We start from the raw sequence: 15,298 nt of genomic DNA on the forward strand, positions 1-15,298 counted from the left end.
CAAAACTTTGACGCTTATGGATAGCTCTATGACTGGAGTATTCCAAAAAATTCATATATAGTAGATAGGCATGAACCAAACAATTAGTCAGAGACACCCCTGGATAAAAGACTTTTCTAGTCTATTATTTTTTGTTTTGGCCGTTATTCTAGGTACAATCCTCATCAACACCTTCGTTTTTCGTAGTTTTAACGTTGAAGGCCCTAGCATGGAAAAAACTCTTTACACAGGCGACCGTCTGATTGTCGACCGCTTACCTGTCACATGGGCTCAACTGCAAAACAAGCAATATTCTCCAGAGCGTGGCCAAATAATCGTGTTTAAGAATCCTCAATACACTGCCGGCAATCCGGATGAATACATCGTAAAGCGTGTCATAGCTTTCGCAGGTGAACATGTCGTCCTAAAAGATGGCCACTATACAGTATATAACTCCGCTCATCCAAACGGATTTAACCCTGACGACGCAAATCACGGCGAGCCTGGAAGTCCAACAAGCGGTAGCACGGATGTTATAGTCCCAGACGGTACCCTATTCGTCAGTGGTGACCATCGCCAGGGCAATTATTCGTTCGATTCAAGAAACGGACTCGGTTTCATACCCCTATACGACGTCATCGGACCAGTTAGCGTACGAATTTTCCCATTCACCGCCGTTAGGACGTTTTAGTCCAGCTGCTCTATCTGAGTAATTTTGTTATTCGATCAAAGTCGCCGTCATCTTTAAAAGCTATGACAATTTGCCCTGCGCCATGAGTGTTAGAACGTATTTGAACCTTCGTTGAAAAGCGTTTCGTCAGGCTTTCTATGGCTTCGTCGTGACCGTGCACAGTAACGTCATCAGGTTTGTCTGACTTTTTTGTCTTTTTTAAATCTACTACATATTGTTCAATCTTTCGAGCGCTCCACTCATCGCGCAAAATCTGTGGCAAAATTGCTTCTATAATTTCAGGGTCAGCATTAATAAGCGGACGCGCCTGGCCTTCAGTAAGGCTACCCTCTCGCAGGGCCTTCTTCACACTTTCAGGCAAACGCAACAGACGTAACGTATTGCTAATTGCACTGACTGACTTTCCACCCACACGATGACCAATTTCATCTAACGACAAGTTAAACTGATCACGCAATTTTAAGTACGCCGTAGCCGTCTCAAGCACATTAAGATCTCGTCGCTGCAAATTCTCAATCAATGAGATCTCTAGCTTGTGCTGATTACTCATAGTCCGCACTATAGCGGGTACTGTCTCCAAGCCTGCGCGACCAGCGCCCCGAAAGCGTCGCTCTCCAGCAACGATCTCATACTTTCCGTCCTCAATCGGCATAACGACTATCGGCTGAATAATGCCATGTTCTTTAATCGACTGGGCCATTTCTTCTAATGCCTGCTCGTCAAATGTCCGACGAGGCTGGTCAGGATCAGCTACGATATCTTCAAGCTTGATATCACGTAAGCGACTCAACTGACCATCTACCGCAGCCGTTGGGTCCAATGATTCATCTATCAAATCCGTAGGAATAAGTGAGTCAAATCCCCTACCGAGACCCTTCTTCATAATCATTGCCTCGCCTCCACGCGATCAATTACTTCCTTGGTGACAGCCTTATACGCCCTTGCGCCCTTGCTCCAACGATCGTATGCGCCAATGGGCACGCCATGGCTCGGCGCTTCGGCTAAACGAATATTTCGTGGAATCGTAGTGGTGAACACTTTGTCGGCAAAATGCTTTTTAATCTCTGCGTGTACTTGATTACTTAATGTTGTGCGTGAATCCATCATAGTCGGAAGCACTCCTAGTAGCTCCAGTCCGGGGTTCATACCCTTTCGAACCAGTTTCATAGTCTCTAGAAGCTGTCCAAGGCCCTCTAGAGCGTAAAATTCCGCCTGCACCGGCAGCAATATGTACTTTGCCGCGATTAGTCCATTTACCGTAAGTAAGCTGAGACTTGGTGGATTGTCAACGATAATGTAATCGAACTGACCCGCAACAGTAGCGAGCGCAGTCTTCAGTCGTGTGAACTTGTTTTGCGAACTAGCCAACTCCACTTCGACATTCGCTAGATGCGCGGTAGTAGGTGCAAGCGACAAATTTTTATGCTCGGTCTTCAGTATCGCTTGCTCAAGTGATGCATTTCCGAGCAATACTTCGCCCACCGTGACCTGTAAATTAATTTTATCTATTCCTAGTCCGCTAGTAGCGTTGCCTTGCGGGTCAAGATCCACAAGTAGTACGCGGTTACCTGATTTTGCCAGGTAGTACGCAATATTCACAGAGCTCGTCGTCTTACCGACGCCGCCCTTCTGATTCGTAACCGCAATAACAGTAGTGCTATACCCCTCGCTCATTTGTTCCAGTATAGCATGTGCGTATACAAAAATCCCCGCTTAAGCGGGGATTTTTGATGTTATTTGATCGAAGTTACTTCGATTTTACTATACTTTTGGCGATGGCCCATTTCCTTGTGAACGCGCTTTTTCGCTTTGTAGCGGATTACACGGATCTTGTCGCCTTTAACTTCAGCTTCAATCACCTTCGCGCTTACCTTTACGCCCTTTACTAATGGCGTGCCCACTTCGGTCTTGTCACCGTCAATGGTTAGGAGTGCATCAAGTGTGAGCTCTTTAGTTCCATCCGGGAGGCGATCCACCAGGAGGGTCTCTTTTTCGGTGACAATATATTGCTTGCCGCCGACCTTGATTACTGCTTTCATACTGTTTCCTCGTATGTTAATTTATACAATCTAACCAATTTTAACAGATAAGGCGCCTCTTTACAAGTAGGAGCTATAGTGCGTAGTTTTTCTATTGCCGATTCACAATAAGCTGATTTGCGTGCAACCAACCATGTACATTACCACAGTCCAAATACTCACCCTGCGCCTTCACGACATTCACCACTCCCTTATCAAGCACGTATTGGCTTATGACCATAGTTAGGTAGTATTCACCCGATACGTCCAACCGGGAGTAATTATACGCCCTCGTCATGACTTCATAATTCAGCACATAATTGCCGTGGTTTATCTGATTGCTCGGCGCTTGATCTGGTCGTGGGTAGTCTACGATGCCGCTGAATCCACCGGTGTCTTCGTCAAAATCTATCACACCATAGCGACTAACTTGATCCATGGGCACCTCGGATGACATCAAGCCCACACCGCCTTCTGGCGTATCGGCGAGCAGCCGGGCAAACTCCGAACTACCGTCAGGATTATGGCAAAATGCATCACCCATGACAAACAGTACAGATTCGTCTTTCTTCAACTGCGGATACACCAAACCAACCGGTATTGCTGTCCCATATTTGTCGCTTGAGTCTTGCTCCACATAGTGAAATGTGACGTTTTGCGGAGGTCGAGCCAACTCTATAAGGTCTTGTTTGCGATTGTACTCCAAAAAAGTGTTCAAACGCTCGTTGTTCGAATAGTAGTCCTGTATTTGTCGACTTCCTTTGTTTACTACGAAGAATATTTCTGTTATGCCTGCTTTTATACAATCACGAACCACGTAGTCTACAATTGGCCGATTGCCTATAGGCAGCATGCACTTCTCGATTGCTTTAGTAATTGGCAGGCGTCGGGTCCCCCAGCCTGCGACGGGGATAATGGCTTTTGTGACTGTACTCATGTGTGTCAGTATACAGGACTTCCGTACTTGAATGCAGTACTAGATTTGTCCCCCCGAATACAAAGTAACGAGTGCGACTGCAACGAGCGTCAAACTAGCAGCTTTATACAAGCCCTGATGATACCTCCATGATTGGCGAATAGGACGCGGCAATTGTCGTCGATATGCATAAGATGCAAGTGCTACAAAAGCTACAAAAACCAACAGCATAAACGAGCTCAAGACCGCAGAATTCATTGATTGCAATGCGACACCAAACTTCGCCATGGGACTTATAGCGCCAAGAATTGGCGCATTCGTATTACCGGTCGTCGCCGCTCCAGCCACTTGCGGCGCATCGGCCGGTTCGCCGTATAGAGCCACAATGAGCGTTGTAGCCTTCCCGTCAAGGCGCCCGTCGACAACCGCAAATCCAACATCCGTATAATTCTGACTAAGTATATTGCTCCGGTGCTCAGGAGACGCCATCCAGGCTGCAATTGCCGCGTCTGCCGAAGCAAAATTCTTTGCCAAATTCTCACCAGCAAATGCATAGTTGTACCCCACTTTGGCAAACCAATGCCATGGCGTCGTACCATCTGGTGCAACGTGGGCCCAATACTGTTCATTGAACATATTCTGAGCTTTCAAAAATGCCGCTTTCGAAAGTGTCGTGCTATACGACAACCCTGGCTCGTTGTATTGATGCCGTTGATTGTTTGTATCATTCAAAAGCCCAACGGGAGTTATAGGGGCCTTTACTCCCAAGATCGACCCAGATGCAGACAAGTTAGAACTAAATAATGAAAATGTGACGACAACCAAAAGTACGGTCAAGCCATACCACCGTACCATGTGCGGCCGAAACTGATTCCCCTTGTGGGGAACAACAGCCATTTTGACATGGTGTTTCATCTGATGATGAAGTGGGACTCTTTTTTTCGATTTTTTTGTTTTTTTCATACTGGTGTACTACTTAATTTTAAGTATAGCATTTACACATAAAAAAGCGAGAGGCGTTACACCTCTCACTTTTTATGGCTTATCTAGCCTTGTTATGCGTTAGCTTGGCTAAAGCGACCGTATAGCCATCGTCCTAGTGCAGCAACTGCTGCCAAGATCAGTAGCCACCAGTACCAAGCAAGTCCGAAGATGTTCCATACACCATCACTATTTTCAGTCGATGTACCCAGAACATTCTTGTTTGAGTTTGAATTGCTCTTGCTGTCAGTTTTCTGTGTCTCCGTACCCAGGACATCACTATTGTCAGCCGTGTTTGTACCGTTTGCAGAACTGGCACCAGTTGTTACTTGGTACACAGGAGTGCCATTGTCGGTACTACCCTTCTTTACTACCTTAGTCGTCGTACCGTTCACCTCATCACTAACAGCCACAGGAGAACCATGTGATACCGTACGGAAGTAGTATGTCGTACCAGGAGTAAGGCCAGTAACTAGTACAGAGTGGTGTGTTACTCTGTTGGAATCTTCCACCGTAGAGAAAGCGTAACCATAGTTCACATTGTTATCTACAAGGGTGCTGTGCGATACCGTATCGTAAACCACACGAGACGTCGTAGCTTCATCGGTATCCCATTCGAGAACAAATGAATTTGTTGTCGCATGAACAGATGCCTCGTTGGTAATGATGGGAACACTTGGGGCAAATATGCCGCTATGATTACCAGCTTGGTCGTATGCGATAGCCTGGAAGCTAGTGCCTTGCGTTAGTACGAATGCGCCAGTGTATTCAGTACTACTTTGATTCGGCATAGTTCCGTCTGTTGTGTAGTAAATCGTATCGGTAGCATCACCCGTACTCAGAGTTACGTTTTGGGTGCCATCTCCATTATCACTATATGTTGCGGATGGAGTTGATGGATCGATACGATCTAATGTCACGCTTACCCAGTCCGACCATTGACCGACATTTCCAGCCGCATCAATAGCGCGAACACGGTAGTTATACGTTCCATCTTGGTCGCGTATGGAACCTGATCGTTCCGAAGCACTAACAGTGGTCGTAAAGTCATATGGAGTGGCCTTGTCAGCATCTGCTTGGTACTGATAGTGGTCAAAATTCGCATCAGTACTATCATTCCAATCAACAGTGACATCACGCTCGTTGACAAATGCATTCGTGCCAAGATCTACGCTATTCTGCAAGATATGAACACCGCTCACTTGTGCTGGAGGTGTGTTATCCACAGTCACAGTCACGGACTGCTCAGAACCACCGTCCCTATTGCCAGCAGCATCACGTGCAGCGAGGAAAATCGTGTAGGTGCCATCTGGCAAGCTAGAGGTATTCCAGTTATAGTCTGCAACGTTGGCAGTATTTACAACTCCCGGACCAGCTACGACATGGCCGCTAGAATTTTTAATAACGAGATAGTAGTGATCAGGATTAACATCGGTTACCGAACCGGATACCGTGACTGTACCCCTAACAACGTCACCGTTACTTGGTGAAGTGATAGCAACTACTGGAGCCATGCTATCGATAGTAAAATGCTGCGTAACAGTCCTGTTATTACCAGCATTGTCATTAGCGCCCGCCTTTACATAATAGTTGCCATCCGTAAGACCCGACGTGTCACACGTTGTGCCATTACAGAATACAGCTGGGTCACCATTGTTGTGATACACATGAATAACTGGCGTACCGCTAATGCCGCTTGTACTGTCAGTTGCTGAAATTTTAATTTGAGACAGTAAACTCAGTGGTGCGCTAAAGTCGGTTGGAACCACGAAGCTTACATCGGGACGAGTCTTATCTATAGTAAACGTATACTCGGTTGAATTACCCGCCTTGTCACGTACAACCATGCGGTAGTTGCCATCTTGCAGCCAGAATAAGCCAAAGTATGCACCCGTATACGTCTTAAACGGTGTCGAATCGCTGCCATGATACAAATCCGTCTGTGCATAGTTTGTATCAATTGCATGCACACTTATCTGTGTTGCGTTATTGTAATACGCTTTTGGAGCTGCATTATCAATAGTTGCCGTTGGTGCAGTATTGTCGACAGTTACTTTCCATAGTTCGCTCCACGGGCTTGTATCGCCGTAAGCGTCTATGCCGCGGACTCTCCAGTAAAAGACGGTGCCGCCAGCAACATGGTTAGCTGTTTTATGAGTAGTTGAATATTCATGATCCCAACGTAAACTAGTTAAATTATCGTAATCGTAGCTCTGATACTGATACTTCACCGCACCTGGTACCGAAGACCAAGAATTCGTAATTAATGCGCCTTTAACAACAGCATTGTTCGACGGTGAAATTAGCGTCGGAGCCACTTCGCACTTAATTTTATTGAACGGACCAGGGTTACTGTATAGATTTGTGGTGACATTCATAAACGTGTTGTCACAAGCGTCCAGTACAAACGATGTCGTATCATTTTCAACGCCGACAGGTCCGCTCTCAAATGTATTCCCAGAGATAAATGCACTATTTGGCGCCGTAGATGCGTTTTGACTAAATTTAACACCATTTGTTGAGCAGCTAATAAACGTATTATCTGATACGACACTATTACCTACACTATCCAGCTTAACGCAACTTTCGGCATTCTTTACGGTATTTCCATTTACAGTCACCGTCGTACCGGGTACATAATACACACCCATACCGGTACCTTGGTGAACTTTTACAATATTATTACTGAGATTGACGGAACCAAGTGAAAACGAATCATCCGACCACACGAGTAAGCGACCAGTTTGTGCATTGATGTTGTTTCCCATATAAGCTACGTCCATCCAGCGATAAGCCTCTAAAAAGTTTGAGGCGGTGGAATGAGTCAGCCTATTGCCGGTAGCGGTGTAATTTTGGCCACTTGTACCTCCTTGTGCTTCAGCGAAAACAACAGAATACACAGTGCCGACAGCGGAACCATCGTAGTTTTTGAACGTATTGTTCTGCAGAACAAAGCCGTCGAAGCCTTGGTTTAGGAAGATAGCCCCACGGCCAGCGACACTCTGACCATCAAAGACATTACCCACAAACGCGAGATCCTTATAATTACCGTTGTCGCTGACGGTAACATCGTAGTTACCGTAACCATTTGAATCTCCTGTAAAAATAAAGTTCTTGAACGTTAGACCATCAAAAGTTGCATTCGATAGGTCTAAACCATTAATTGTTGGTCGATCATAGCCTTTGACGGTTATATCATTCTGATAAGTGCCCGTAGCCCGTACATCGTTGTATGCGCCAGATTCTACCAATACAACGCCTCCAGCGGATACATGAGATAAGCCATCTTCTACTGTAGAAAAGGCATTGATGCCATAATAGTAGTACTTGCCATGGAAGTATAGTTCTGGATAAGTGTCCGGATGTGAAGTAAGATATGTATCTAGTACACTCCATGAGCCATTAACCGCAACGGTATCCGTAGAATTTGACGCTTGATGGCCACTGAAAGAATCACTCGTCATACCCGTAGTCAAAGCGCCTGAGTTAGATTCAAATTGATACGCTATCGAATCAAGACCACCCTTATGATCAGTCAGATATTTTGCACTATTGTACTCTACGACGGCGCTAGGTGTATTTGCTTCAAGGCCATATGCATGCGCCCATAGACCGTCAAGATTTCGTACGACATTATGCGTAAGAGTAAGACCAGTCACCTGGTGATTCACTAGAACGCCGTACGCACCATGTCCGGCAGGCCATGCGGACTGACTAGCCACAACACCATCGATAGTATTGTGATCAATGCTAATGTTAGCACTAGGGCCATTATTACTATCACCGACGTAAATAGCCTTATTACTGCTAGTATTTGTGTCTTCGCCAATGTTATTAAAAGTATTATGATCTACTGAAATATTAGAAGAAGTCTTGAGAATATAAACTGCCTGGATTGCACTACTGCCGGTATAGGTCGTACCTATGTTTTCAAAGGCATTTCCAGTTACTACAACGCCGTTGACATCGTTAATAAGTACACCAGCCGTACCTGTTGGGTTCGTAATGGTTAGACCACGGATAATCGCATCGTCGTGTGAAACAGTAATCTGGCCGTTAACTGTAACGTTGTTTTTGCCGTGATCCGATTTAATAGTAACTCCACTTGCGACAGTAAAGTTCTCGTTATACGTACCGTTGGCAACGTGCACAGTACCACCATCGGTTGCCACTGCAAGCGCATCAGTAAAGTGTTCACATGGAGCAGCGTGCGTGCAGTCGGTCCCTGAACCCGTTGTACTCACATAAGCATCCGTACCCGTTGTTGCATTGACCGTCTGAGCAAAAATAAACGGCACGCTCGAAGTAGCAGTACTCAGCGCAAGCATAAAAGCAAGCCCACCGTTCAAGATTCGTTGATATAGTTTCTTAGACACGAACTTCATACACACTCCTTAGTCTGCCAGCAATCCACACCATTACAAGGGCGACTTCTCAATTAACTCTCAACTTATTGACGTCATTATATCACAAAACTCTAATGTTGACAAGAGCCGGCTTTGATTTTATCCGTACAGTAATCTGTCGGCTTAGACGTCTCTCGTCTCGAGTTCGCGAATCCTGCCGTGACCCAGGCCATAGTAGTGAGCAATTTCATGCCAGAGTGTCCGCTTAATCTGTTCGAACAGCTCGTTTTCGTTGCGAACTACTCTTAAAATTGAATGCTTAAAAAGCGTAATTTTGTCCGGCAATACAAACGTGTAGCCCGCGCCTCGCTGCGTCAAAGGAATCCCCTCATATAAACCAAGTAAGATCTTGTTCTCTTCGCGCAGCTTCATCTTCACCTTTTGCTCCTCGGTGGGCTCGTCTGCCATGACGATGGCGACGTTATTTAACCCCCTTATATATTCCTGAGGCAGCTCGTCCATTGCGCGTGTAATTAAGGCGTCGAATTTTTCATCTGTCAGTTCGTACATACTATATTATTTATAGTAATCTAGTCTTCGCTAAAGGTAAACCAGTTTGGGTCATCTTCGATATCTTTGACGATTGTATTCCAGTGCTTTGTCAAATCATCTCCAGATACGTCGTTCAGAAATGATTCAGACTCACCCTGTTCTGCGGCAATATCATCACCAAGACCGTTATCAAGCGGATCTTGCTGTCGAAATTTGATGTGATTTTTGTGAAATATACCCATGTTTTTATCTGATTTATTTGTATATTTACATTAGCATAAGTACGATAAAATGTCAACTCTGCTACACTGGTATCATGTTAGCCTTTAATCACATGCTCGCAGGGTCAATTGTCGCCGTTGTCGTACCGGCACCACTAGTACCTGTCGTTGCGTTCGCGTCGCATTTCGCGCTCGATTTATTTCCACATGCATACGGTGAGGAACCACCCTATTCACGTTTTCTAAAGATACAAGTTGTAATTGATACGCTAGTTTCTCTTGCCGTTATCCTGTTTCTACTTCTGCTATTCCCAGATAAATATCTTATCGTTGGCGTTGGTGCTTTTTTTGGCTTTTTGCCCGATTTATTATGGGTTTTTTGGCGCAAAGGGATAAAGTGGCTAGATAAATTCCTTGATTGGGCCCATTGGATTCAATGGGGTGAGCGGCGATATGGCTGGATCTTCGATGCGTTTTACGGCATGGTTATGTGCATTACACTCTACATCTTGGCTGGCCAGCCTTGGGGTTAATTATTCAGAGAGAAGCTCGCCCCGCCCAATCGATCCCCCACCCCTAAAGGCTTCGCCTACGCTCGCTATCGCTTGAAGCGCGAAACATAAGGACTGTCGGTAACATAGAACCGCCACGACACGTCTTTTGCCTGTGATATGCCTATTCGCGTCGTTTGAGTTATTGAATCTTTAGGCAGCGCAGGTTGCGCTATAAGCCGTAAATCACCCCTACGGAGATCATGTCCGTTCATCGACTTGTCTACACCGAGCGCCTGGCATAATTTCGCAGGACCATTCGTGGCTTCTAGTCCTATTTTTCCACGACGTTTTTCTATAATTTCCGCTCCTTCAAGCGGTTCTACGGCCCGAATCAACACCGCAGCCCCGTGTCCGTCCTCTCCAACTACGATGTTGCAGCAATAATGCATGCCATAGGTAAAGTACACATACAAATGACCTGGAGGACCAAACATCACTTCATTTCTTGGCGTCTTACCCCTAAAACTATGACTCGCAACATCAGTTTGATCATAAGCTTCAGTTTCAACAACTCTCACGCGAATTATTTTTCCATCAATCTTACGCTCCAAAATACAGCCTAGTAGACGCGGAGCTGCATCCGTCGCCAATTCGCCAAGGAACTCTAAACTGCTCGATGTCACTTTTACGCCTTTTCTAGTGAAAGTCGTAACTCAGCGCCCTCGACGGTAGCCGTTGCCTCGTACGTATATTTACCGTCAGAGACCTCTTTAGCGAGCGTCTCTGTAGCAATCGTATCTGAGTGTTCATCGATAGCATTTTGCAACTCATCCGCCCCTGTAGATAAACTTAGTTTGATACGATCATCCACATTAAGTCCGGCATCCTTACGTGCAGCCTGAACATGACGGATAACCTCACGAGCCAACCCTTCGCGTCGTAGTTCTGGCGTAATGTTTAGATCAAGCATTAATTCGTCACCCTGAACAACTTTTTTAACGTTTAACTCTTCGGTTAAAATATCTTCAAAATCCACGAACTCGCCAAGAGTTGGAACTGTAATATTTGCAAGTGGCTGCCGGATTTTGACTCGCTCTTTCGCCCGTATACTAAGAGCCTGATTTACATATTCACGAACCGTCTCCATGTCTTGTACAACCAATTCATTTATATGTCCGGTCTCTGGCCAATCAAGCAAATGAACGCTTTCACCACCAGTTAGCTTTTGATACAGTTCTTCGGCAAGGAACGGCGTAAATGGTGCCAAAATCATACTTAGCTGGACTAATACATAGTGAAGCGTATTGTATGCGCTGTTCTTATCGTCGTCGTCCTCACTCTTCCAAAAGCGTCGACGACTACGACGAACATACCAGTTACTAGCATCTTCAATAAATGGCAGTATCGGTTTCAACGCATTTGGTAAGTCATACGCATCCATATGCTTCTCAACCTCTAAGGTTAATTGATGGACACGGCTAACAATCCATTGATCAAGTGGGTTCGACAAACTTTCCGATGGATCCTTTAACTTGCCGTCAAATTCCCACCCATCGACTTCGGCGTACATCGTGAAAAAGTCATACATATTCCAAATCATTGTCAGCTTACGCGCCACATCACCCACATCTTTGTCTTGCAGGCTAAAGTCTTCACCGTTAAGTACAGGTGAACTTAGCAGTAAGAAGCGTAAGCTATCGGCAGAAAACTTGTCCATTAACTCATTTGGATCAGTAAAGTTACCAAAGCTTTTGCTCATCTTACGGCCATCATTGCCCGCCAAAGTACCCGTAGTAATGACATTCGTAAATGCGTTTCGTCCAAACAAGCCAACGTTTACCGCATGTACGTAATAAAACCATGCTCGTACCTGACCTACGTATTCCACAATGAAATCGCCTGGGAAATTCTGTTCAAATTTCTCTTTGTTTTCAAATGGATAGTGGAACTGCGCAAACGGCATACTACCGCTTTCAAACCAGCAGTCTATGACTTTGTCGACACGCTTATAGTGCACACCCTCTAAATCAAACTCGATATCATCTACCCAGGGGCGATGATAATCTTCCAACTCCTCGCCGCTTAGTTCTTTCAGCTCAGCGTAGCTACCAATAACCTTGACATGCTCTTTGCCGTCTTCATCAACACCCTTCCAAACTGGCATTGCCGTAGCCCAGAATCTGTCGCGAGACAAATTCCAGTCTGGCGCTGTTTTTACCGTATTTTCGAAACGACCGTGTTTTATATGTGCCGGAAACCAGTTAATATTCTCAGTATTCTGTTCGAGCATCTCTGTACGCTGGCCATCAATATCCATAAACCAGCTCGGATGTGCACGATACATCAAACGATTACCGTTGCGCAAGTTATGCGGGTATTCGTGTTGAATGTAATCGATTTTCCAGACTACGCCACGTTCTAGCAACGTTTTAGCGATTGTCTTGTTAATTTCCCATACATTTTCACCCTTCCAGTCGCCCTCGGTATAGGTGCCGTATTCATCCAGAACATGAACGACAGGAATTTTATTTACCTTTGCCATATCGAAGTCTTCTTCACCATATGCCGGTGCTATATGGACAATACCCGTACCGTCGTCGGCACTTACATAATCGGCGTGCCAAATCTTGTGTGCATTACCGCCACGATCATCAAATAGTGGCTCATACGACGACCCAACAAGCTCCTCGCCTTTCAGCTTTTGGATGATTTCATACTCGAGTACACTGTGTTTTTCATCTGTAAACACTTTTTCGACTAAGTCCTCTGCGACAATAAATTGTTCACCGCCAACCTTCACTTCAACATAGTCAAAATCCTTGTTCACAGCTAGCGCCGTGTTACCTGGCAACGTCCATGGCGTCGTCGTCCAAGCGAGCAAAATAGAGTCACTACCAATGAGTTTGAATTTTACGTAAACACTCGGATCGGTTACAACTTGATATGCACCGGCATCCATAGTCACTTCGGCTTTACTAAGTGGCGTTGCCCATTTCGTGTCGTACATGAGCACCTTTTCACCTTCGTAAATCTTGCCCTTTTCATAGAGTTCTTTAAATGCCCACCAGACAGATTCCATGTAATTTTTGTCCATCGTCTTGTAAGCGCCCTTAAAGTCGACCCAACGGCCAATTCGATCAATCGTCGACTCCCATAAGTCTCCTGTTTGAATCATACTTTCTCGTGCAGTCGTAATGTATTCGGCTAAACTAATCTTTGTACCAATCTCATGACGATCAGTGATGCCAAGCTTTTTTTCTACGAAGTTCTCGGCAGGTAAGCCGTGCGTATCCCAGCCCCACACACGTTCGACGTGTTTACCCTTCATCGTCTGGTAGCGTGGCACCGCGTCTTTCACGATAGAACTAAGTAGCGTTCCATGGTGCGGAACACCTGTAATAAACGGTGGCCCGTCATAGAACACATATGAGTCTTCAACCGGTCGCTGATTTATCGATTTTTCAAATGTCTTCTTTTGTTTCCATTGCTCAACGAGATCTTTCTCATATTCTAATGCTCGTCGTCTTGTTCCCGATTTGAACTTCATTTTTGCTCCTTAATATAAAAATCACTTCTTTCGACCATCAGATCCCTTGCGGGAGGTACCATCTGATTTCCAAAAGAAGTGATTCTTTTAGCGCTTGCTTCGTGCGATCTGACGTGCCGCGGACGTTGGGTTCTAATTGGTTGCCCGTTCTTCCCAAGGCTCGCGGATGATAGCCGCTCGATCGCCTCTGTTATTGATTATACCAGATTGGCTTAGGCAAACAATCCGTTGCCGTATTTTAGTACGATAGTAGTAATAATGATAAAAACAAGCACGGCCATAGTAAACTTATCGAAGTCCTTTTCTATCCAGGTATGAGCCACTTTTTTAAATCTAGCTGGCAAAAATAAATTATCTTCGCGGATATTATATCGAGTAATAGAAAACCAGACCATAATTGTCGTCAACGTCACTAGTAAACACCACGGACAAAGCGCTTGAATAATAAAAATACTGATATACGCAAGAGTCAGCGCAAATACAAGACCAAGAGTGTAGAAAATCTGTGCCGTAAACATGAATAATCTTGGAAATCGAATACCTGCCAAGCCAGCAATGGCCACTGTAATTACTATTGGCTCACTCATAAGTCCTATGAAGCTATTCGGAAAACCAAATAATTCATTCGTCGAGTTTTTCGCAACTGTAGCACAGTTAATAACAGCATTAATGCTGCAACTTAATGCCGTATGCGGATTCTGAGCTAAGTCAAATGCATCAATTGAAAGTACAAATGCAGCCGTAAGGCTACAGATAGCACCAATTAGCATAGTAGTGAATATCCAGCGATTATCGCGGACTTTTTTGTCTTCATGAGTCAAATAATTTCGAATCTTACTCAACATAATAGCTAACCTCATCTATCAGCGGCAGCGGTATTCCACGCCACATATTACGTACTTGGCCGTCCTCAGCTGTTGCTATAACGGTCGGATATTCAACGACATCATATAAGCTACACACTTCTGCCCCTTTTCGACTTTCGGGATCAACTTCTTCCAATTTTTGATGTGTTCGCCGTTCAAAATCATGCAAAAAATTAGTCACATCACGAGCATGGTCGCTCCTTGACTGATATATTACCATGATACTCATTTCTTCTTGTTTCCCCTACGACGTGAAGCCAAGATCGCCTCGAACTCATCGAGTGTCTTAAATTCATAATAAACACTCGAAAAACGAACATACGCCACTTCATTTCGCTTGGCAAGTTCATCGAGCACCAATTCACCAATAGTCTTCGATGGTAGTTCCAATTCACCAAGTGCGTATAGATTATCTTCAACTTCACTTACTATTTGCTCGATCTCTACTTCACTAGCAAAAAACTTACCAACCGATCGATTGATAGCAGTAGACAACTTCTCTCGATCATACAGCTCACGAGTGCCATCCTTTTTTATAACGGCAAGATTCGGCTTTTCAATTCGTTCATAGGTAGTAAATCGACGACCATCTGGCGCTTCACGGCGTCGGCGGATTGTGATTCCGTCACCAACCTCCCTAGATTCAATGACTCGGCTGTCCCCGATATTAATTGACGCACTCATAGC

The 15,298-nt window shown here is 45.0% G+C and carries 15 protein-coding genes; 2 read left to right on the forward strand and 13 right to left on the reverse strand.

The features are described from left to right. Positions 1-70: 70 nt before the first annotated feature. Positions 71-670 carry a signal peptidase I gene (lepB, locus tag H6797_04885; protein USN96382.1) on the forward strand — a complete coding sequence of 200 codons (600 nt, stop codon included), beginning with the start codon at positions 71-73 and terminating at the stop codon, positions 668-670. A gap of 10 nt (positions 671-680) precedes the next feature. On the opposite strand, the gene H6797_04890 is transcribed toward lepB, so the two are convergent. The 8 genes from H6797_04890 to H6797_04925 form a co-directional block, all read right to left on the reverse strand. Beyond that, the gene (locus H6797_04890; GenBank protein USN96383.1) at positions 681-1,559 is read right to left on the reverse strand and encodes a ParB/RepB/Spo0J family partition protein; all 879 of its coding nucleotides are present in this window, start codon (positions 1,557-1,559) and stop codon (positions 681-683) included. Then, positions 1,556-2,344 carry a ParA family protein gene (locus H6797_04895; GenBank protein USN96384.1) on the reverse strand — a complete coding sequence of 263 codons (789 nt, stop codon included), beginning with the start codon at positions 2,342-2,344 and terminating at the stop codon, positions 1,556-1,558. The genes H6797_04890 and H6797_04895 overlap by 4 nt, the downstream gene beginning before the upstream one ends. Positions 2,345-2,403: 59 nt before the next feature. Next, positions 2,404-2,709 (reverse strand): 50S ribosomal protein L21, encoded by a 306-nt coding sequence (rplU, locus tag H6797_04900; GenBank protein ID USN96385.1) that lies wholly within the window; start codon positions 2,707-2,709, stop codon positions 2,404-2,406. A 91-nt stretch (positions 2,710-2,800) separates the two neighbouring features. Then, positions 2,801-3,625, reverse strand: a complete 825-nt coding sequence (locus H6797_04905; GenBank protein USN96386.1) for a hypothetical protein — start codon at positions 3,623-3,625, stop codon at positions 2,801-2,803. A gap of 39 nt (positions 3,626-3,664) precedes the next feature. Then, on the reverse strand, positions 3,665-4,567 hold the full coding sequence (locus H6797_04910) for a hypothetical protein (protein USN96387.1): 903 nt from the start codon (positions 4,565-4,567) through the stop codon (positions 3,665-3,667). A gap of 92 nt (positions 4,568-4,659) precedes the next feature. Beyond that, positions 4,660-8,970 (reverse strand): chitobiase/beta-hexosaminidase C-terminal domain-containing protein, encoded by a 4,311-nt coding sequence (locus tag H6797_04915; GenBank protein USN96388.1) that lies wholly within the window; start codon positions 8,968-8,970, stop codon positions 4,660-4,662. 144 nt (positions 8,971-9,114) lie between these two features. Next, entirely contained in the window at positions 9,115-9,501 is a 387-nt protein-coding gene (locus H6797_04920; protein ID USN96389.1) for a metallopeptidase family protein, read from the reverse strand. Between the two features lie 20 nt (positions 9,502-9,521). Beyond that, the gene (locus tag H6797_04925; GenBank protein USN96390.1) at positions 9,522-9,725 is read right to left on the reverse strand and encodes a hypothetical protein; all 204 of its coding nucleotides are present in this window, start codon (positions 9,723-9,725) and stop codon (positions 9,522-9,524) included. A 74-nt stretch (positions 9,726-9,799) separates the two neighbouring features. On the opposite strand from H6797_04925, the gene H6797_04930 reads away from it, so the two are divergent. Continuing rightward, complete coding sequence (locus tag H6797_04930; protein USN96391.1) at positions 9,800-10,237, forward strand: hypothetical protein; 438 nt, start codon at positions 9,800-9,802, stop codon at positions 10,235-10,237. 65 nt (positions 10,238-10,302) lie between these two features. On the opposite strand, the gene H6797_04935 is transcribed toward H6797_04930, so the two are convergent. From H6797_04935 to nrdR, 5 genes are all read right to left on the reverse strand, one after another. Next, entirely contained in the window at positions 10,303-10,881 is a 579-nt protein-coding gene (locus H6797_04935; GenBank protein ID USN96392.1) for a DNA-3-methyladenine glycosylase, read from the reverse strand. Positions 10,882-10,883: 2 nt separating this feature from the next. Then, a complete protein-coding gene (locus H6797_04940) occupies positions 10,884-13,745 on the reverse strand; it encodes an isoleucine--tRNA ligase (GenBank protein USN96393.1) in 2,862 nt (953 codons plus the stop codon). Positions 13,746-13,957: 212 nt separating this feature from the next. After that, on the reverse strand, positions 13,958-14,590 hold the full coding sequence (locus H6797_04945; protein ID USN96394.1) for a vitamin K epoxide reductase family protein: 633 nt from the start codon (positions 14,588-14,590) through the stop codon (positions 13,958-13,960). Then, the gene (locus H6797_04950) at positions 14,580-14,840 is read right to left on the reverse strand and encodes a hypothetical protein (GenBank protein ID USN96395.1); all 261 of its coding nucleotides are present in this window, start codon (positions 14,838-14,840) and stop codon (positions 14,580-14,582) included. The genes H6797_04945 and H6797_04950 overlap by 11 nt, the downstream gene beginning before the upstream one ends. Next, entirely contained in the window at positions 14,837-15,295 is a 459-nt protein-coding gene (gene nrdR, locus H6797_04955) for a transcriptional repressor NrdR (GenBank protein USN96396.1), read from the reverse strand. Before nrdR ends, H6797_04950 begins: the two co-directional genes overlap by 4 nt. Between the last annotated feature and the right edge of the window lie 3 nt (positions 15,296-15,298).

The sequence above is a fragment of the Candidatus Nomurabacteria bacterium genome, assembly GCA_023898645.1.
Classification (GTDB): Bacteria; Patescibacteriota; Saccharimonadia; order Saccharimonadales; family Saccharimonadaceae; genus UBA2112.

Bases quoted from the DNA above. Each gene is read 5' to 3' on its own strand.
- lepB (USN96382.1), top strand. From the start codon at position 71: ATGAACCAAACAATTAGTCAGAGACACCCCTGGATAAAAGACTTTTCT.
- H6797_04890 (USN96383.1), bottom strand. From the start codon at position 1,559: ATGATTATGAAGAAGGGTCTCGGTAGGGGATTTGACTCACTTATTCCT.
- H6797_04895 (USN96384.1), bottom strand. From the start codon at position 2,344: ATGAGCGAGGGGTATAGCACTACTGTTATTGCGGTTACGAATCAGAAG.
- rplU (USN96385.1), bottom strand. From the start codon at position 2,709: ATGAAAGCAGTAATCAAGGTCGGCGGCAAGCAATATATTGTCACCGAA.
- H6797_04905 (USN96386.1), bottom strand. From the start codon at position 3,625: ATGAGTACAGTCACAAAAGCCATTATCCCCGTCGCAGGCTGGGGGACC.
- H6797_04910 (USN96387.1), bottom strand. From the start codon at position 4,567: ATGAAAAAAACAAAAAAATCGAAAAAAAGAGTCCCACTTCATCATCAG.
- H6797_04915 (USN96388.1), bottom strand. From the start codon at position 8,970: ATGAAGTTCGTGTCTAAGAAACTATATCAACGAATCTTGAACGGTGGG.
- H6797_04920 (USN96389.1), bottom strand. From the start codon at position 9,501: ATGTACGAACTGACAGATGAAAAATTCGACGCCTTAATTACACGCGCA.
- H6797_04925 (USN96390.1), bottom strand. From the start codon at position 9,725: ATGGGTATATTTCACAAAAATCACATCAAATTTCGACAGCAAGATCCG.
- H6797_04930 (USN96391.1), top strand. From the start codon at position 9,800: ATGTTAGCCTTTAATCACATGCTCGCAGGGTCAATTGTCGCCGTTGTC.
- H6797_04940 (USN96393.1), bottom strand. From the start codon at position 13,745: ATGAAGTTCAAATCGGGAACAAGACGACGAGCATTAGAATATGAGAAA.
- H6797_04945 (USN96394.1), bottom strand. From the start codon at position 14,590: ATGTTGAGTAAGATTCGAAATTATTTGACTCATGAAGACAAAAAAGTC.
- H6797_04950 (USN96395.1), bottom strand. From the start codon at position 14,840: ATGAGTATCATGGTAATATATCAGTCAAGGAGCGACCATGCTCGTGAT.
- nrdR (USN96396.1), bottom strand. From the start codon at position 15,295: ATGAGTGCGTCAATTAATATCGGGGACAGCCGAGTCATTGAATCTAGG.